We start from the raw sequence: 16845 nt of genomic DNA on the forward strand, positions 1-16845 counted from the left end.
TTGCTACACCAATTTTTGATGAATAATGTTACGCAACAACTGCACGGCCACCGTATTGTATCGATTCGTCGGAATGATAATATCGGCAAACTCCTTGGTTGGTTCTATAAACTGCTCGTGCATAGGTTTTAGTGTGCTCTGGTAACGGTTTAGCACTTCGTTTAAATCCCTTCCTCTTTCTGCCATGTCCCTTCGTAAGCGTCGTATTAAGCGCTCGTCACTATCGGCGTGGACGTATAACTTGACATCGCAAAGTTCTCTCAAATCTTTATTTGTTAGAATTAGGATGCCTTCTACGATGACTACTTTCTTAGGCTCGAAGGTAACTGTTTCCCCTGTTCTATTGTGTTCCACAAAAGAATACACGGGTTGCTCTACGGCGTTCCCTTTCTTTAGATCCCTTAAATGCTGTACCAGCAATTCGAAGTCGATGGATTGCGGGTGATCGAAATTGATACGTACCCGTTCGTCATACGTAAGGTGAGAAGTGTCTCGGTAGTAAGAATCCTGAGAAATAACACAGACTTCATTTTTTGGGAACTCTTCAACAATTTGTTCTACAACCGTCGTCTTTCCGCTTCCCGTTCCACCCGCTATACCAATAATGAGCATAGATTATTCGTTTGTGCAAAGGTAATGAGATTTGCAAATGTATGCCTATGCCCGCATTTCTTATTTTTCAACAGCTTTTACCTCCGCTGGAGTCACCATTTTTGTTTGGGTATTGCCCCACGAATTCATGATGTAGTTCATTACGTCGGCCACCTCTTCATCGGTCAATCCCATGGGTGCCATGTAACTGTTGTACTTTTTTCCATTTACGGTGATTTCCCCCTGCTGTCCATACTTTACCGCATGAATGCTTTCGGTTCTTTTTTCGGTAAGCCAATCCGATTGTGCCAAAGGAGGAAAGCTTCCCGGTACGCCATAACCATTGGCCAGGTGGCATTGCATGCAAAAGTCCGTGTAGACCAATCCGCCGCGCTCCATACTCTCTTTTAGTGAAGGGTTCTGAATATTCGATATAGGGGTAGTGGAAGTGGTCGTTTGCGAAGTGTCTTCACTATTAAATTTGCAGGCCAACAGTGTTATGGGTAGCCCTATGATAAGTAGTAATTTCATGAATTCTATTTTGGAAGGAGTCGAACAATTCCCTGCCCTTCTATTGCAATGTACACAAAACCATCGGGTCCCATTTTTACATTCCGAACACGCCCCACACCGTCGGCGATTTTTTCACGGCCCGTAACGGTTTCCCCGTTCAGTTTTACCAATTCCACATAGTTGAACTTAAGCGATCCCACCAAGAGATGACCTTCCCATTCGGGATACTTTCCACCTGTTACGAAGTCCATTCCGCATGGAGCGATAGAAGGTGTCCAGTAATATACGGGCTGTTCCATGCCCGGCCGAGCGGTTTCTTCGGTAAATTTGGAGCCACTATAGTTCACGCCATAAGAAATAACCGGCCATCCAAAATTGGCACCTTTCTTTATCACATTGATTTCATCACCACCTTTAGGCCCATGTTCATGCGTCCATATTTTTCCTGTTTTGGGATGTTTGGCCATTCCCTGCGGATTTCTATGTCCATAGGAGTAAATGGCTTTTACGGCATTGGCTTCGTCCACAAAGGGATTGTCGTTGGGAATGCTTCCATCATCATTTAGACGATAGATTTTCCCATTGTCGCGAGTAATGTCTTGCGGATTTACATCCCGATTGCCACGATCCCCGACAGAGAAATAAAGGTATCCTTCATTGTCGAATTCAATCCGTGAGCCAAAGTGCTGCCCCCTTCGGCTATTGGGTTCGGCTTTGTAAAGGCTTTCTATATTGGTAAGTTGATTATTGTTCAATTGTGCGCGAATGACCTTGGTATTCCCTCCTTGTCCGCTACCTTCCGAAGAAGCATGGGTAAAATAGATCCATCCATTTTCGGCGTAGTTGGGATGCAACTCTACATCCATAAATCCGCCCTGTCCTCGTACATAGATATCCGGTACGTTTTCAATTTTTGTTTTGGTGCCGTTTTCAAAGTGAATCAGGGAACCGCTTTTTTCGGTAATAAGCATACTGCCATCCGGGAGCCATGTCATGCCCCAAGGATTGTTCAGCCCACTAACCACAGTCTCTATGGTGTATTTTTGAATGTTTTCTGAAGATATGGCCACCGATTCGTTCTTTTTCGGTTGGGCACAGCCCTGAAGTGCAAAGGCCAAAAGCAAAAACAAGGAAAGGGATTTCATTGTGGTTTTTATTGTATCACCTAAAAGTAACAAATATGCCCTTGTTGAAAGGACAATGCGCTGTTAAGTTTTTCTGAAAAGAAAACCCGTTGGCAAGGACCAACGGGCAAAAAGGGCAAAAAAGGGTGATCGTTACTTTTCCAATGCTTCGATACGAGCGGTAAGCTCTTCGATTAACTTTTGCTGCTCCTGAAGAGCTTTGGTTAGCACCGGAATAAGCCCATCATAGCTTACGGCATCGAATTTTTCTTCGGTGTGATTACCATTTTCATCGGGCAGCACTACAGAAGATTTATTGATCAACTCCGGGAACACTTCTTCCATTTCCTGGGCAATGAACCCTATTTGTTTTCGGGTATCCCCTCCAAAGGAAGGATGCTTTTTCGAGTCCCACAGGTAGGTTACCGGCCGCAGGGACATAATTTTTTCTGTAGCATTCTCTAGGGAAGCAATATTGGTTTTCAGTCTTCTATCGGAAAAGGTGAAGTATTGCAAGGCAACCGAATTGTTTACGGTATATACGCCCCAGTTGTTGTCTGGACGGTATACCCTTCCGTAGGCGCCTACTATACTGCCATCTACCAATACCCCCGCCATGACTCCTTCGGCAAGATGGCCATTACTGGTACTGGCATCTGTGTCCAAAATAAAAGAGCCTCCCGAGGATCCGATATTCGCGGTTTGGGATCTGGAGAAAATCCCTTTAATGCGGCCACTGCTGTTAATCGCAAACCCAGAGTCGGAATATACATCCAATCGGCTTGTAGGGTTCGATTTGCCAATTCCGATTGTGTTAGCAGAACCATCAACGACAAATAGGTTGTCTTCGGTAGCGCCTTTTATGTTTACATCGAAATCGGAATCACTGTTTTCGTTAATGATCAATTCACTAGGGTTACTATTACTTTCGGAAAGTGTGATGAACTCCAAGTTTCCTGCACCCAACGCAAGTTGATCGACCCCTTTCCGCCATATTCCTGTATTCACATCATTGAACCATGTATAGAAAGGACGGTTTTGGGAACCATTTCCCATCGCCTTTACCTGAAAATTATTGTTGTCTATACGCAGTCTGGGAGTGGCATTGGTCGCAAGGTTAAGTTCTTGATCGTCCGAGGTGCCCAAATAGTTTGTATTTACATTCGTTCCTGCATTTCCGTTAAGGCTCCAATCCTCATTGGTGGTCGCATTGGAAAAAGAACTCCATTCCGTTCCATCGAAGAAATAAAAACCGGGTGACACAGCCGTAGCACCACTTCCTGAAGTAACTGTATTGTAAACCAGTAGTGAAGTGGCTGGACTAACAATGGTCGTGGTATCATCTGTTCCCGTTAAAGCAATACGGGGTATGAGTAATCCTTTGTTAGCCACGTTAATGTCTAAGGCAGAACTTGCATCAGGCATTGTGGTACCTATACCTACCTGTGCAAATAGGGAGGAGCATGTAATGAATAAAGCGATAAGTACGTAAATAAACTTTGTTGCATTTGTTTCCATTTTGTACATGTTTTCGATAGGGTTACATGATCATGTACGTAAAAACTTACAAGTCGGATTTCAGATTCGTTATTTTTCTAAGTGTTATTTATCGGGATCTTTTGGAGTTTCGCTAGGCTTGCTAATTTCAAGAGTTGTATTTTGGAGGCTCTATTTTGAAGTGTTATGATTGCTTTTTTTCGAAAAATTAGAAGAGGTTTGTTGTCCAAGAACAAGTTTAATAGGTATGTTCTCTATGCTTTGGGTGAAATTGTCCTTGTTGTTATCGGTATTCTCATTGCCATACAAATTAATGGATGGAATGAAGAACGGAAAAACAGATCCAAGGAAAGGGCTTTGTTGGCCGAACTTCATAAGGAATCCAAAGAAAACCTCAAACAATTCGAAGAAAACAAACAGGCCTACCTGCAATCTTTGAACGCATGCAGGGTAGTGTTGCGCAATGTTGATACGATGGAAGAGAAAGCTTCTCTTGATTCTATCATGAGGTACGGCCCTGGGATGTTTCGCGGTATTACGTTCGACCCTTCCAATGGTGTGGTAGCATCTCTTTTAAGTACAGGGGAGATTCAACTCATACGGAATGATTCCTTGCGCAATTACATTATTACTTGGAGGGATGTATTGAAAGATTTTAAGGAAGAGGAGGATAACTCCCGTACCCTTTGGAAAAATCAAGTAGAACCTTTCATCATTACCCATGGGGATTTTACAGATCCATCGAATCCTAAAAATATAGCCCTTTGCAAGGACCTTCGTTTTTTGAATATGATAGCTCGTAGACGGTTTTATATCACAACCATATTGAACGCTATGGAAGAAGAATCCATTGAGCAAAATTTGAAGGAAATGGTGCGTTTGTCAGGGGTACAATAGTGGATTGTTGCTTAACAAAAGCAGAAGAACTTTGTTTTTCAGCATTTTTATTCCAACTCAGTTTAGAAAGCGAGCTTTCGTAGTTCGTGGAAATAAAAAAGTCGAGCATTATGCTCGACTTTTATTGGTCGGGATGACAGGATTTGAACCTGCGACCCCACGCCCCCCAGGCGTGTGCGCTAACCGGGCTGCGCCACATCCCGAAAAAATTAATTTTCACTAAGGAATCTTCGATCCCCAGTTTGTGAAAAACGTCAGCAAAAATAATCATTTTATGGAGTTCGGCAATATAACTAATGATATAAATAAAAAAAGGATCCAGCTGGGTGCCGGATCCTCTCACACACTTCTTAACTTGACCCATGAAAAGAAGTAATTAACCTAAAAAGTAGAGTGACTATGAAAAGTCATTATTCGTCTTGTTTACGGTAGTATCCTTAAATGCGGTAGGCTCTTCATTGAGGTCTTTCTTAAAAGCAACATTTTGCTTTCCTATTCCCACCAACCACACAATAAGAATGATCATTGCAACAAATTGAAAACATATCAGAATAATCGTCAACACCATATTCAACTCCGTAGGTTAAGCTCTTTAATTATTGTGACACGGGGTTTACCCAAAAGTCACATACTACTCCAAATTTTTTTTCTGTTCCTGTCTGTTCAACACTTCAATCTTCTTGTTCGCTACCATTTTAATGGGGTAAATTTTTCTTTCTTCCCCATTAGAAAGGGTAATACAGATATTGTCTATTGATTCTATCTTGCCTACAAATCCATCGATTTTAATATGCTGGCCTACAGTAAAGTTTTTGCGGGTGTAGAAACCAAGGATGAGACGTGTTACGATATCGCGGGAACCCAATCCCATAGCGATGGTAAACGTAGCCAGAATGGCTCCTAAAATGATGGAAAGGTTCTTGGTAATGATTTCGGTATTTATCCCTGCCTGATTTAAGGACGTAATCCCAGTAATGATTACAATAACATAGAATATAAGAGCACTCACAATTCGGGAACCACTTAGATCGAAGGACTTCATAATCCCTTGAATGGATCTTTTTGCCAAAGTCGCAAGGTATAAGCCAAAGCCTAAAATGACAAAAGCACTGAATATTCTAGGTAGATAACTTACCAATTTTCCCACTTCTTGCGATACCATCGTAAGCCCTAGCAGATCGGAACCCAAAATGATAAGAACCAAAATCATAAACCATTTCACAAATCCCAAAATGATCGTGGAAGGGCTAAACTGCAAAGAGGAGCCGAATAGGTTTTCGTTCTCTATGATTCGGGAAGTGAGGGTGTCGATCTTCGCTATCTTCAGTGATTTTCGCACGATAAAGAGGATGATTTTTAAAAGGATCCAAGAGCCAATGAAGAAAAGGAGGGCACCAAGGATCAACGGAAGTATTTCTTTTAATTGGGACATCAATTTGTCCAATGATTCTACATTAAACAGGTCTTTCATAATGGGATGGTTATTGATTGTTCGGATTATTTCGGGTCGTCTTCAGAATGCTATTAATGGTTTCTGGGTACTTAATAGCGAAGAGATCCGCAAATTCCATGGACAGCTTAATGAACTCTAAATCGTCCATGACTTTCTGCTTCAGGAATTCTGGAAGTTCCTCGTTGCGTATTAATTTTTTGAAGGGGTTTGTCATTTTAGAGGGATTTATATATTTCGATAATTCGGGCTTTGGCTCGATTAATTCTCATTTTAACCGCGCTTTCTCCCAATCCTAACGCCGTTGCTATTTCTTTAATGGGCAATTCGTCTTGGTACTTCAACAGTAAAATCATTTTGTCTTCCGGTTTGCATAGATTCAATGCCTTTTCCAAGGTTTCCGCAGGAACCGAAAACAATTCTAAATCGCTCACTTGAGCCTTTTCGTAGTCCCCAATGGAATCGGTAACCAAGATTTTTTCTTCTCTTTTCTTTTTTTCCCTTTGTACATAGTTCACACAGAAATTATAGGTCATGGAATAAAGCCAAGTGGAAAACTTCGATTTTCCCTTGAATGTCTTCAACTTCACAAAGAGCAGCACAAAAATGTCATGTGTAAGGTCATGGGCTTCTTCCTTGGATTTCGAAAAACTGAGGCATTTATTATAAACCAGCTTGGCATATCTATCGTAAAGGACTGCAAATAGTTCGGAGTCCTTGGTAGCCACGATTTTCGATACCAGTTCTTCATCGGTTATGGACGTATCTGCATAGGGCAATCTCAAAGGGTCTTTCTTTCCATTATTCTAGTTTAGACACAAGTCTTCCAATAAAAGTCACTTTTTGGAGTTACTTTTTATCGGAAATCAATATCCGTAGATATCCGGCAGGCTGTACCCGCCGTATTTGTGTTTTCGATAAGTGGTAGTTATATGGGGTAAAGAAATCTAAGCCGCGTAAACCCATAGAAACTATAGAGTTATTGGGAAGAATTGAATGTGAGGGGATACCGCACTTAAATTTTAACAAATTTGGTTATTTTTGGTTTTTCAAATTTTGAAATCGTTGAAAAAGGATATCCTTTTCGTTATCACCCAGTTCCTGCTTTTTGCTGCCTATTTTGGGATCGAATGGCCTCTTTTCTTTGCCTATTGGCCCTCTTGGGTGTGTTATATTCTCATTGGTGTCATTGCATTGGGAATCGTTATTCTCTTTTTTGGAATCCTCAATTTGAATGAAAACCTTACCCCGTTTCCCTCACCCAAATCGAATTCTACCATGATATCCTCGGGGATCTACAAATACATTCGACACCCCATTTACGCCGGAATACTATTGTCCATGATGGCGTATGCTATATATCTTATTTCTGTTTTTAAATTGTTGGTGACGGCGATCCTTTGGGTAGTGCTATATTTTAAAAGTAGTTTCGAGGAACGCTTGCTCAATGAACGTTTTGTCGATTATAAGGATTATATGAAATCTACGGGCCGGTTTTTTCCGAAAAGAAGGTCATAGCAATTATTAATAACCCCATTGTTTTTCTTAATAACTTTCGTGTAAGGTTTTGCCTAAAGTTACTACTTTTACATCGTAATATTTTACTGAAGAATTTAATGTTATGTCAGATACAATCGAAAGAATAAAATGTTTGATTATAGGTTCGGGACCCGCTGGATATACAGCTGCTATTTATGCCGCCCGAGCAGATCTTAAACCTATTATGTACACGGGAATGGAGCCAGGTGGACAGTTAACCACTACTACAGAGGTAGATAACTTCCCGGGATACCCCGAGGGGATCGATGGTCCTACCATGATGGTACAGTTGCAACAACAAGCAGAGCGCTTCGGTACCGAAGTACGCATAGGAATGGTAACTTCCGTTGATTTGAGCGATGAAATGGGAGGGATCCATAAAGTGACCGTAGACGGTAAAACCGAAATCGAAGCTGAAACTGTGATCATTTCCACGGGAGCTACTGCGAAGTACTTAGGATTGGAAAGTGAACAACGACTGCGTGGTGGAGGTGTTTCTGCCTGCGCTGTTTGCGATGGATTCTTTTACAAGGGACAAGATGTTGCCATTGTAGGAGGAGGAGATACCGCAGCCGAAGAGGCCACTTATCTTGCCAATATTTGTAACAAGGTAACTATGTTAGTGCGTCGTGATGAAATGAGAGCTTCTAAAGCTATGCAGCACAGGGTAAACGCTATGAAGAATATCGACCTTAGATACAATACCGAAGTAGATGAGGTAATCGGAGATATGGTTGTGGAAGGACTTCGCATGAAGAACAATGCAACAGGTGAAAAGGAGGAAATAGAAATTACCGGATTATTTATCGCGATTGGTCACAAACCCAATACCGATATTTTTAAAGGACAGATAGACATGGACGACACGGGATACATTATCACCGAAGGAAAGTCGACCAAGACCAACAAGCCCGGTGTTTTTGCCAGTGGAGATGTTCAGGATAAGGAATACCGTCAAGCCGTTACCGCTGCAGGAACCGGTTGTATGGCAGCCTTGGATGCTGAGCGTTATTTGGCAGCTGTAGAAAGTAAAGAACCGGTAGACGCTTAATTAAAGTCTGGTGATTTGAAATAAAGAAAAAGCCGAAGCATTTGCTTCGGCTTTTTTTAATTGGGGCCATGATCAAAACTATAGGCCCGCTTTAACAACCACTTGTCTTCTATCTTTATCCAAAGGGAGGTAAAAAGGGCAGAACCGGTTCTCCGGAATTCTGTACCGCCTTTTTCTGCCTCAAAGAACTCATGCTTTCCTCGTTGAATCATTCCATAAAGTTTACCATTATTGTATAAAGGAAATAATTCATGGGTCTCGGGAATCAACTTTCTTTTGTAGGTACGTTGTGGGTTTCCACAAATGTTTTTGGCCATGGCATCCATGAAACCTTGTTTGTCGGAAAGACCACCGATGTCGTGATAAAACTCCAAATCGTCGGTAAGCTGCGTTTCCAATAATTTCAGGTTGCATTTATTAAAGCCCTCATCAAACAGGATGCTGTCCTTTTTCATAAAGGTTTGTTTCAGTTCTTCCGAAACTTCACGTTGGGCATGGAGGGATAGGGAGGTCAATAGCAAGGCTAAGACCATGATATAATGTCTTCTCATAATATTCAGTTTTAAAAAAGGGAAAACCCCAAAGCGCTATGGACTCCACTAAGGGGTTTTATAAAGGGTGGTTAGTCCTTTTTTATTGGTTGGGTTGTTTCCTTCTCGTAATTACATTTTTCGTACGCTTCCAGAAACTCCATCTTTTACCGAAACGGCAGTTGGGTCTCCGTAGTAGCGAATGTCACCACCACTGGAAGCACGTCCGTTAATTTCATCGCGCACATTTACTACGATATGGGCTCCACTGGAAGCATTGGCTCTACAGGTCTTGGTTTCAAGATCCTTGGCTTTTAGGTCACTTCCGCTGGAGGCTTCGGCAATTAGGTTGGAAGCTCTACCCGATACTTTAATATCGGCACCGCTGCTTACATCGATGCGAAGTTCTTTAGCTACAACTTCTACTTCCAAGTCGGCACCACTGCTACTCCTAAGTGACATGTTTTCACTTTTAATCACGGAGTTTCCAATGACATCGGATCCGCTGGAAGCGCTTACGGAGTTAATAGAGGTATAGGTAACATGTACTTTCTTAGCCTTAGCTCGGCCAATGTTCTGTCCAGAAACCACACCGATTCTTAATTCTCCGTTTACAATTTCGGTTTCTATGAGCTCATGTAGATTCTCGTCTGCCTCTACGACGATCTTGTCTTCATCGCCTTGGGTAAGGTATACGTCTAAACCAGCACTACCTTTTACTTCGTCGAAATTGCTATCTACAGGGCGCTCTTCTACTTGAACGTTTCCATTTCCGTTGGTCTGGCCAAAATTGATGTCGAAATTACATGCTGTTGCCAGAAGTGTGATACCTGCTAGGGCTATGATTTTGATTGATTTCATTTTATTCGTTTTTAGTTTCCTATATTAACTTTTAGTGTATCTGTTTCGTCTGTGGCTTCTATTTGGATTCCATCGGTGGTGTCGATAATTACCTTGTCACCATCGCTATCCTTTATTTTTAAACCATTACGGTTCACCTTAATGAAGTCGCCGTTTTCGTCTTTAATGTAGAATCCACCAGACTCATCCCATTCTTCGTCCCAATCCTCTTCCCATTCTTCCTTATCATCTTTGCTGGAAGAATCGAACTCATCTTTGTCTGGGCAATCCAAACAACGGGTTTTTCCGTCTTCAATCATAAGGTATTGTTCTTCGTCCCCATTGTCCAGGATATCCCTGTAGTACGAATCGTTTCTGTGGAAGGTATACGTATTATTGTCCGCATAGATAATAGTTCCTACAGGTAAGTACACGATAACTTCTACTTCCTGATCCCGAAGTTTGTTCTCGGCAGCGGTGGTGAGGTAGGCATTTAAGGCTAAGGTTTCGCCATCGAAGTTATAATCGTAATCAATGGCCTGTGCTCTTTCCTTGGCTGACAGGTAGTCACTACCTTCCGCGCGCTTCTCTATGATGAGCCTTCCCACAGAATCGGTAGTTGATCTTACGATAAGGCGAACATCGGTAGAGTAGAGGATCTTTTCGTCATTCTCGTCATATTCTAACGTCAATCTTCCTCTTCTACGGGGTTGGTACTCATAGTTCTCGTTGGACACCATTTTCAGTTTTACGGTGTCACCTGCTTTTGCGGGAAGTGCATATTCACTCGTAAACTCTCCATCGAAAGCTCTTTCGGTAGCTTCGCGAATTCCCAAAATACCCAATCCTATAAGGGATGCCAACCATACCACAAACAAGATGACTTTGGCGGGTGTTCCTATGGATTTCAAATTGTTGATGAGCAATTTCAACCCTAGGATCAGCAATCCGAAGAATGGAATTCCCACTGCGAATAAGGTAAGTAGGGAAACCAACCATAATGGTCCGTCCGAAGCAAAACCTACGTTATAAAAATCTACCCAATCTCCGTGTCCCCAGATGTCTATGGATCCTGCAAAGAATAGGGAAATGATCAAACTGATGAGGGTTACGATAGCTACAAATACTAATATCGCTGCAAAGAACTTGACAAATATTTTGAAAAGGGTAAGAAGGACACTACCGAGCGTATCGAAAAAACCGGAAGTCCCGCTTTTAACTCTATTCCCGTATTTGTCATAGTCTACGTTTTTTACTTTTTCGGAGACATTTTCATATCCTTCTTTGAACTTTTTTTCAATGTTGGAGATATTTATGGGTTCTCCAGTCATTTTAAGTTTTTCCGAGGTGGTAACGGCCGCAGGTACAAGGATCCAGAATAGGATGTATACCACGATAAAGAAACCACTGGAAAACAAGGTAAGTAGGATCCAGATAAGTCGTACCCATACAGCATCCAAGCCTAGGTAATGACTCAATCCGGAAGAAACCCCTCCAATGAACTTATTGTCTTCGTCCCTAAATAGTTGCTTGTGCGAAGCCTGCGCACGTTTTTGGGAACGCGGAGGTGCGTCTTCGAAAATTTCCTCATCCACCATATAATCTTCGGGTTGTCCCATCACGGAAATAACCTCGTCCAGTTCTTTTAGTGTGACCACTTGGGTGCTTCTTTCCAGCTTTTCTGAAAATAGCTCGGCAATACGGGCTTCGATGTCCTTAATGATCTCATCGCTCCCTTGTGGGTCACTTAGTGATTTGCGAATGGCCTCCAGATAGCGTTGTAGTTTTCCAAAAGCATCTTCATCGATGTGGAAAAAGGTACCTGCAAGGTTTATATTAACTGTTTTGTTCATTTTATAGTGGTTGAGCTGGTTACACGATTTACTGCTTGTTGTAATTCACTCCAAGTAGTGTTTAATTCTTTTAAAAATAATTTCCCTGTTTCGGTGAGTTCATAATACTTACGCGGTGGGCCACTGGAGGACTCTTCCCAGCGGTAGTTAAGCAACCCGGCATTCTTTAGGCGGGTGAGCAAGGGATATATGGTCCCTTCTACCACGAGCATTTTTGCGTCCTTCAGGGTTTCCAGGATGTCACTGGTGTAGGCCTCCCCATCTTTCAGGATGGAAAGGATGCAGTACTCCAGTACCCCCTTTCGCATTTGTGCTTTTGTGTTTTCGATTTTCATACGTACTCTAGATTAATTTAACTGAGACAACATTTCGTCTCTCGTAATAATGTAATGAGGGTTGAGTTGTTGCACAGTATAAGTGCCCTCGATCTGCTGCCCATGGGAAGCGGTATCTTTGGTAAGGTCTATTTCCCCATGGGAAACAATGTTGAGGACCAGGGCCATGATTAATTTAACTAACGTGCTCATTTTCTGATTGATTTATTGATGATTGTGATTCTTCTTCTTGTTCTTGTTCGTCTTCGTTGATTTTGATGAATTGAATACTCAACGGGTACTTATATAATTGTCCTTTATTGGCATGGAGCGTTCCTTGGATCACACAGTACAGTTCGAATACGAATACTCCGAACAGTAATACAGCTACTACTAGGAACAATACGAGGTAACTGGATAAATTCTCTACATTACGAATGGTAATGTCGTGAACGTGATCGTCTATTACTTCTACCAGACCAGTGAAATCCGACGCGAAAATCACGAAAAAGGGAAGGCAAACGATACCAATAGCCAAAGAATATAGGAGGATACTTAATTGAAAATTGATGGCCTGCCTTCCATGTTCTCTTACGAAGGGCTTGTCCTTATTAGTGGTCCATAATAATAATGGAGCCAGAAAATTTCCAAAGGGAAATATGTATTTGGTAAAGGTGGACAGGTGCATGGCTGCAGCTACATTTTTTTCGTTTTCGGTCGGAGTAGTTTCCATTGTCTATTATTTTCTTATGCAAATATATGTCTAAAATCAGGTATTATGTTACGCATAGTACTAAATATTAACATTATTTTAACAAATTAAAATACTTAAACCCTTGAAAAACAAGGGATGTTAATAAGGAAGTTATTTTTGTTTCCTTTCCACGGAATAAAGGAATATCTTCGTGAAAAGCCTTTGTTTATGCCACTAAAACCATCACAGATCAATAAATTCACCATGTTTAAACTGCCTTCGGCTTACTTTGCCGGAGTTCGGGCCAAGGAGATTTCAGAGGCCCATTGTGTTACTTCGGTAAAGCATAAGTGGATCAACCAGAATCCATTCAAATCCATGTTTTGGGCGGTGCAGGGAATGGCGGCCGAACTAAGTACGGGTGCCTTAGTCATGTCCTATATACGAGAAAACAAAGCGCGGGTGTCTATGTTGGTGGCCAATAACAAGGCGACCTTTTCGAAAAAAGCGAAGGGACGGATTACCTTTTTGTGCGAAGATGGACTGAAAATAAAAGAGGCTATCGAAAAAACCGTGGAAACAGGAGAAGGGGTTACCTGCTGGATGAAAGCCGTTGGGAAGGACCGAGATGGTGATATCGTTTCCGAGTTTGAATTTGAATGGACCGTGAAGCGGAAATCGTAACTTTGTCTATGCTAACCAATTCAAAAACAGCAAAATGAATATCCAATCCATCAAAGAGAAACTTCAGGCCTCCTCAATTTTTCATTCCGAGGGAGAAATTGCAAACAACCCAAGTGTTGTAGGGTACGAAAAGAAATTCAAATGGAGCTGGATGGCCACCCAGTTAAATACCTTCATTGTCGCCACCGATTATGGAAGCCAAGAAATAAATGAATCGATCATTGAAAGTCACCTATCCCAATCTTTTGCTTTTGCAAAGAACAACTACAAAGGCTGGCCCAGAGGGCTGCAATCTGGGGTAGGGGTGATATCCGTGCTCATTTCGAGTAATCTTACCGAAGGAGCCAAAGAATATTGCCGAAAGCTAAAATCCGGTAAGAAATGGGCGGGATTCTCTATTCCTGTAGTTGTTGATGCTGGAACCCAAGAGGTTTTCGAATTCGAAAAGTATCCCATGTGGGGTAGAATCTATTACCCACATTTCAGGAAATTGATTAATGGGTTGAAGTAATTACAACAACCTATAAATTCTAGGAATTCCTATCTTGATAGTATATCCTTTATTAGGAGCGGGAAGCGGTTTCTTATATGAGAAAAGTACTACTTATTGCAATTACAGTCATAGCCATAGCTTATTGTTTTCGTTTCGGCTACATCTTAACTGCTTATTCCCATGGAGGACAACTTATAGGAATTCCCTTTGCCGCCGTTATCTTTTTTCTTTCCCTTGTTTATTTTGTGGATACTAGAGAGATGGTTCGTAGAAGGTTGTTCAACCTTGCTTTTATTATCTTTATGGTATTGGCGGGGTTTAGCCTAACGATTGAGTTTATCAGAAAAGCAAAGGAGAATTACTTTGAATTTCTCTACCATGACGGGGGCTGGGTAAATAAATTCTTATTGGGCTGGATAGCCATCGGCATTGTCATATTCTTTGTTAATGAGCGTATGTATAAGAAATCCATTCAACAATAAATGACCCATCCAATAATATGGCCCCTAGTTGTAACTAAGCGAATGATAATACTACCAATAAGTGTTTCTAATCTTAAAAAATAGCACAGCAACATGACAGCACACGAAATAGACTACGTCATCTATGGCGAAGAAATGCAATATGTAGAAATAGAACTGGATCCCAACGAAGGGGTCGTGGCCGAAGCCGGAAGCTTTATGATGATGGATAGCGGCATACAAATGGAAACCATCTTTGGAGATGGATCCAAAAAAGACTCCAGCCTTATGGGCAAGATATTTGGGGCTGGAAAACGATTGTTAACTGGGGAAAGCCTATTTATGACGGCCTTTTACAATACCGGAATGGGGAAGAAGCGGGTAAGTTTTGCCTCGCCCTATCCTGGTAAGATCATAGCCATAGACCTTTCTAAATTTGGTGGCAAGTTTGTCTGCCAAAAAGATGCATTCCTATGTGCCGCTAAAGGCGTGTCCGTAGGAATTGAATTCTCCAAGAAACTAGGTCGAGGACTGTTTGGTGGCGAAGGCTTTATTATGCAGAAGCTGGAAGGGGACGGAATGGCCTTTGTACATGCTGGTGGAACTACCGCTGTAAAGGAATTGGCTGCAGGAGAAACCTTGAAGGTAGATACGGGGTGTATCATAGGGTTCGATCAAACCGTAGATTACGACATAGAATTCGTGGGTGGAATTAAAAATACCCTTTTTGGCGGGGAAGGTCTGTTCTTTGCCACACTAACCGGGCCTGGTACGGTGTATGTGCAGTCGCTACCATTTAGTAGACTAGCAAAAAGAGTGTGGGCAGCGGCGCCTAGAGGGGGCGGAAAGGATAAAGGAGAAGGGAGCATCTTAGGTGGTTTGGGCGATCTCTTGGACGGGGATAATTTTTAACCATTCTTTAACGTAGGAATTTTCTAGAGTGGGAAATTCGTTTGATTTTTTTTAGTTATATTTAAACATCAAATTTTAAATCTCACGCTTATTTAAAACAACTACGTAACCTAACTCTAATTAAGTACTATGGCTAGAGCAATGTTCGATTACACCAAAGCCGTCCTCAAAAAAGTTAGCTTTGATGTAAATCTGTTCTGCAAGGAGTTGAAAAAAGCGATGAAACGACTTCTCCCCCATGAAATTGAGGAGTTGAAAATTTGGGTTAACTCCCTCATCCAGCAGAACCCCCAATTAAATCAATGTTTAATTTACCTAAAAGAATAAAAGAAAGGCCTCCGACAGGAGGCCTTCTTTATTTTACAGGACTTATGATCTTCACGTCCTGAAAACGAATGGCTCCGCGCACTATGCCCGAAACCACGTCATACAGGGCATTTATAATTTGCATTTTCAATTCGCTTTTATTGTAGATAAGGCTTACTTCCCTAGCCGGGCTAGGTTCCTTAAAGTATCTTAGGTTTTTTTGTTGCCCTTCCGAAATATCCAAAGTATGCAAGAACGGCAATAGGGTCATCCCCAATCCTTCGTGGGTAAGCTTTACCAAAGTCTCGAAACTCCCGCTTTCTAACTGGAATTTATCGTCCTTGGACAATTTTGAAGCTTTACACAGATTAATTACGCCATCCCTAAAGCAATGGCCATCCTCCAATAACAGGATATCGTCTATTTCCAGATCGGTACTTTCAATCTTATCCTTGCCGTACAATCGATGGCTTTCGGGGATATATCCCACAAAAGGCTCATAATACAAGGCACGTTCCTTTATTTTGTCCTGATAGAGTGGCGTGGCGGCAATAGCCGCATCTAAATGTCCATCGAGGAGTTTGGCGATGATCTCATCGGTAGCCAATTCCTCAATCTTCAATTGCACTTTGGGATAGCGAACCGTAAAGGTCTTTAAAAACATGGGAAGTAGGGTAGGCATAATGGTGGGAATGATGCCCAGTTTAAATTCCCCGCCAATAAACCCCTTTTCTTGGTCTACGACATCTTGCATGCGTTCTGCTTCATTCACGATGCTTTTGGCCTGACTTACGATCTTCTGCCCCACAGCGGTTAATTCTATGGGTTTTTTGCTGCGATCGAAGATGAGAATATCCAGCTCTTCCTCCAATTTCTGTATCTGCATGCTCAATGTGGGCTGCGTAACAAAGGTCTTTTGCGCAGCCTTGGTGAAATTCTTGTGTTCGGCTACAGCCAACACATATTTAAGTTGCGTTATGGTCATGGTTGTTCGGTTTCTACAAAGATAGCAAAGAGTTATCGATGAAATCTATAGAGAGCCATAACGATTTAAGATATGTCTATAACAAAAAACAACCCTGAACTAAGCAGGGTC

General features: G+C 41.8%; 23 protein-coding genes and 1 tRNA gene. 8 read left to right on the forward strand and 16 right to left on the reverse strand.

Annotated features, from left to right (window positions below; all coding sequences use genetic code 11):
• Positions 1-3: 3 nt before the first annotated feature.
• From udk to POV27_RS05545, 4 genes are all read right to left on the reverse strand, one after another.
• Positions 4-612: a uridine kinase gene (udk, locus tag POV27_RS05530; RefSeq protein WP_272861745.1), complete on the reverse strand. Its 609-nt coding sequence runs from the start codon at positions 610-612 to the stop codon at positions 4-6.
• A gap of 60 nt (positions 613-672) precedes the next feature.
• On the reverse strand, positions 673-1122 hold the full coding sequence (locus POV27_RS05535) for a c-type cytochrome (protein WP_272861746.1): 450 nt from the start codon (positions 1120-1122) through the stop codon (positions 673-675).
• A gap of 5 nt (positions 1123-1127) precedes the next feature.
• Positions 1128-2249 (reverse strand): PQQ-dependent sugar dehydrogenase, encoded by a 1122-nt coding sequence (locus tag POV27_RS05540; RefSeq protein WP_272861747.1) that lies wholly within the window; start codon positions 2247-2249, stop codon positions 1128-1130.
• A 132-nt stretch (positions 2250-2381) separates the two neighbouring features.
• Positions 2382-3746, reverse strand: a complete 1365-nt coding sequence (locus POV27_RS05545) for a tail fiber domain-containing protein (RefSeq protein ID WP_272861748.1) — start codon at positions 3744-3746, stop codon at positions 2382-2384.
• A gap of 201 nt (positions 3747-3947) precedes the next feature.
• On the opposite strand from POV27_RS05545, the gene POV27_RS05550 reads away from it, so the two are divergent.
• Positions 3948-4622, forward strand: a complete 675-nt coding sequence (locus tag POV27_RS05550) for a DUF6090 family protein (RefSeq protein ID WP_272861749.1) — start codon at positions 3948-3950, stop codon at positions 4620-4622.
• Between the two features lie 125 nt (positions 4623-4747).
• On the opposite strand, the gene POV27_RS05555 is transcribed toward POV27_RS05550, so the two are convergent.
• From POV27_RS05555 to POV27_RS05575, 5 genes are all read right to left on the reverse strand, one after another.
• A tRNA-Pro gene (locus tag POV27_RS05555) sits at positions 4748-4825 on the reverse strand.
• Positions 4826-5019: 194 nt separating this feature from the next.
• Positions 5020-5148 (reverse strand): hypothetical protein, encoded by a 129-nt coding sequence (locus POV27_RS05560; protein ID WP_272861750.1) that lies wholly within the window; start codon positions 5146-5148, stop codon positions 5020-5022.
• A 105-nt stretch (positions 5149-5253) separates the two neighbouring features.
• Positions 5254-6093 carry a mechanosensitive ion channel family protein gene (locus tag POV27_RS05565; protein WP_272861751.1) on the reverse strand — a complete coding sequence of 280 codons (840 nt, stop codon included), beginning with the start codon at positions 6091-6093 and terminating at the stop codon, positions 5254-5256.
• 10 nt (positions 6094-6103) lie between these two features.
• Positions 6104-6289 carry a hypothetical protein gene (locus tag POV27_RS05570; RefSeq protein ID WP_272861752.1) on the reverse strand — a complete coding sequence of 62 codons (186 nt, stop codon included), beginning with the start codon at positions 6287-6289 and terminating at the stop codon, positions 6104-6106.
• 1 nt (position 6290) lies between these two features.
• A complete protein-coding gene (locus POV27_RS05575; protein ID WP_272861753.1) occupies positions 6291-6857 on the reverse strand; it encodes an RNA polymerase sigma factor in 567 nt (188 codons plus the stop codon).
• Between the two features lie 280 nt (positions 6858-7137).
• Between POV27_RS05575 and POV27_RS05580 the strand changes: the two genes are divergently transcribed.
• Together POV27_RS05580 and trxB are read left to right on the forward strand one after the other, a co-directional pair.
• Positions 7138-7590: a methyltransferase family protein gene (locus POV27_RS05580; RefSeq protein WP_272861754.1), complete on the forward strand. Its 453-nt coding sequence runs from the start codon at positions 7138-7140 to the stop codon at positions 7588-7590.
• A 103-nt stretch (positions 7591-7693) separates the two neighbouring features.
• Positions 7694-8662, forward strand: a complete 969-nt coding sequence (gene trxB / locus POV27_RS05585; protein ID WP_272861755.1) for a thioredoxin-disulfide reductase — start codon at positions 7694-7696, stop codon at positions 8660-8662.
• A 56-nt stretch (positions 8663-8718) separates the two neighbouring features.
• Here the strand turns inward: trxB and POV27_RS05590 are convergent, their stop codons facing one another.
• The 6 genes from POV27_RS05590 to POV27_RS05615 all read right to left on the reverse strand — a co-directional run bounded on the left by POV27_RS05590 (position 8719) and on the right by POV27_RS05615 (position 12932).
• Entirely contained in the window at positions 8719-9213 is a 495-nt protein-coding gene (locus POV27_RS05590) for a nuclear transport factor 2 family protein (protein ID WP_272861756.1), read from the reverse strand.
• A gap of 111 nt (positions 9214-9324) precedes the next feature.
• Positions 9325-10053 carry a head GIN domain-containing protein gene (locus POV27_RS05595; protein WP_272861757.1) on the reverse strand — a complete coding sequence of 243 codons (729 nt, stop codon included), beginning with the start codon at positions 10051-10053 and terminating at the stop codon, positions 9325-9327.
• An 11-nt stretch (positions 10054-10064) separates the two neighbouring features.
• Positions 10065-11885: a PspC domain-containing protein gene (locus tag POV27_RS05600; protein ID WP_272861758.1), complete on the reverse strand. Its 1821-nt coding sequence runs from the start codon at positions 11883-11885 to the stop codon at positions 10065-10067.
• The gene (locus POV27_RS05605) at positions 11882-12220 is read right to left on the reverse strand and encodes a PadR family transcriptional regulator (RefSeq protein WP_272861759.1); all 339 of its coding nucleotides are present in this window, start codon (positions 12218-12220) and stop codon (positions 11882-11884) included. Before POV27_RS05605 ends, POV27_RS05600 begins: the two co-directional genes overlap by 4 nt.
• A 12-nt stretch (positions 12221-12232) precedes the next feature.
• The gene (locus tag POV27_RS05610) at positions 12233-12412 is read right to left on the reverse strand and encodes a hypothetical protein (RefSeq protein WP_272861760.1); all 180 of its coding nucleotides are present in this window, start codon (positions 12410-12412) and stop codon (positions 12233-12235) included.
• The gene (locus tag POV27_RS05615; protein WP_272861761.1) at positions 12396-12932 is read right to left on the reverse strand and encodes a DUF4870 domain-containing protein; all 537 of its coding nucleotides are present in this window, start codon (positions 12930-12932) and stop codon (positions 12396-12398) included. The genes POV27_RS05610 and POV27_RS05615 overlap by 17 nt, the downstream gene beginning before the upstream one ends.
• A 189-nt stretch (positions 12933-13121) precedes the next feature.
• On the opposite strand from POV27_RS05615, the gene POV27_RS05620 reads away from it, so the two are divergent.
• From POV27_RS05620 to POV27_RS05640, 5 genes are all read left to right on the forward strand, one after another.
• Positions 13122-13577 carry a DUF4442 domain-containing protein gene (locus POV27_RS05620; protein ID WP_272861762.1) on the forward strand — a complete coding sequence of 152 codons (456 nt, stop codon included), beginning with the start codon at positions 13122-13124 and terminating at the stop codon, positions 13575-13577.
• A gap of 34 nt (positions 13578-13611) precedes the next feature.
• Entirely contained in the window at positions 13612-14088 is a 477-nt protein-coding gene (locus tag POV27_RS05625) for a hypothetical protein (RefSeq protein WP_272861763.1), read from the forward strand.
• A 77-nt stretch (positions 14089-14165) separates the two neighbouring features.
• Positions 14166-14552 (forward strand): hypothetical protein, encoded by a 387-nt coding sequence (locus tag POV27_RS05630; RefSeq protein ID WP_272861764.1) that lies wholly within the window; start codon positions 14166-14168, stop codon positions 14550-14552.
• A 93-nt stretch (positions 14553-14645) separates the two neighbouring features.
• Complete coding sequence (locus POV27_RS05635; RefSeq protein ID WP_272861765.1) at positions 14646-15443, forward strand: TIGR00266 family protein; 798 nt, start codon at positions 14646-14648, stop codon at positions 15441-15443.
• 129 nt (positions 15444-15572) lie between these two features.
• Positions 15573-15770, forward strand: coding sequence for a hypothetical protein (locus tag POV27_RS05640; RefSeq protein WP_272861766.1), 198 nt, complete (start codon positions 15573-15575; stop codon positions 15768-15770).
• 28 nt (positions 15771-15798) lie between these two features.
• Here POV27_RS05640 and POV27_RS05645 read toward each other — a convergent pair whose 3' ends face one another.
• Entirely contained in the window at positions 15799-16734 is a 936-nt protein-coding gene (locus POV27_RS05645; RefSeq protein ID WP_272861767.1) for a hydrogen peroxide-inducible genes activator, read from the reverse strand.
• Positions 16735-16845 lie beyond the last annotated feature (111 nt).

The organism is Aureisphaera galaxeae (assembly GCF_028561275.1).
Lineage (GTDB): Bacteria > Bacteroidota > Bacteroidia > Flavobacteriales > Flavobacteriaceae > Aureisphaera > Aureisphaera galaxeae.

Coding starts and splice junctions, on each gene's coding strand:
- udk (WP_272861745.1), bottom strand. CDS start 612: ATGCTCATTATTGGTATAGCGGGTGGAACGGGAAGCGGAAAGACGACG.
- POV27_RS05535 (WP_272861746.1), bottom strand. CDS start 1,122: ATGAAATTACTACTTATCATAGGGCTACCCATAACACTGTTGGCCTGC.
- POV27_RS05540 (WP_272861747.1), bottom strand. CDS start 2,249: ATGAAATCCCTTTCCTTGTTTTTGCTTTTGGCCTTTGCACTTCAGGGC.
- POV27_RS05545 (WP_272861748.1), bottom strand. CDS start 3,746: ATGGAAACAAATGCAACAAAGTTTATTTACGTACTTATCGCTTTATTC.
- POV27_RS05560 (WP_272861750.1), bottom strand. CDS start 5,148: ATGATCATTCTTATTGTGTGGTTGGTGGGAATAGGAAAGCAAAATGTT.
- POV27_RS05565 (WP_272861751.1), bottom strand. CDS start 6,093: ATGAAAGACCTGTTTAATGTAGAATCATTGGACAAATTGATGTCCCAA.
- POV27_RS05570 (WP_272861752.1), bottom strand. CDS start 6,289: ATGACAAACCCCTTCAAAAAATTAATACGCAACGAGGAACTTCCAGAA.
- trxB (WP_272861755.1), top strand. CDS start 7,694: ATGTCAGATACAATCGAAAGAATAAAATGTTTGATTATAGGTTCGGGA.
- POV27_RS05590 (WP_272861756.1), bottom strand. CDS start 9,213: ATGAGAAGACATTATATCATGGTCTTAGCCTTGCTATTGACCTCCCTA.
- POV27_RS05595 (WP_272861757.1), bottom strand. CDS start 10,053: ATGAAATCAATCAAAATCATAGCCCTAGCAGGTATCACACTTCTGGCA.
- POV27_RS05600 (WP_272861758.1), bottom strand. CDS start 11,885: ATGAACAAAACAGTTAATATAAACCTTGCAGGTACCTTTTTCCACATC.
- POV27_RS05605 (WP_272861759.1), bottom strand. CDS start 12,220: ATGAAAATCGAAAACACAAAAGCACAAATGCGAAAGGGGGTACTGGAG.
- POV27_RS05610 (WP_272861760.1), bottom strand. CDS start 12,412: ATGAGCACGTTAGTTAAATTAATCATGGCCCTGGTCCTCAACATTGTT.
- POV27_RS05615 (WP_272861761.1), bottom strand. CDS start 12,932: ATGGAAACTACTCCGACCGAAAACGAAAAAAATGTAGCTGCAGCCATG.
- POV27_RS05620 (WP_272861762.1), top strand. CDS start 13,122: ATGCCACTAAAACCATCACAGATCAATAAATTCACCATGTTTAAACTG.
- POV27_RS05625 (WP_272861763.1), top strand. CDS start 13,612: ATGAATATCCAATCCATCAAAGAGAAACTTCAGGCCTCCTCAATTTTT.
- POV27_RS05630 (WP_272861764.1), top strand. CDS start 14,166: ATGAGAAAAGTACTACTTATTGCAATTACAGTCATAGCCATAGCTTAT.
- POV27_RS05635 (WP_272861765.1), top strand. CDS start 14,646: ATGACAGCACACGAAATAGACTACGTCATCTATGGCGAAGAAATGCAA.
- POV27_RS05640 (WP_272861766.1), top strand. CDS start 15,573: ATGGCTAGAGCAATGTTCGATTACACCAAAGCCGTCCTCAAAAAAGTT.
- POV27_RS05645 (WP_272861767.1), bottom strand. CDS start 16,734: ATGACCATAACGCAACTTAAATATGTGTTGGCTGTAGCCGAACACAAG.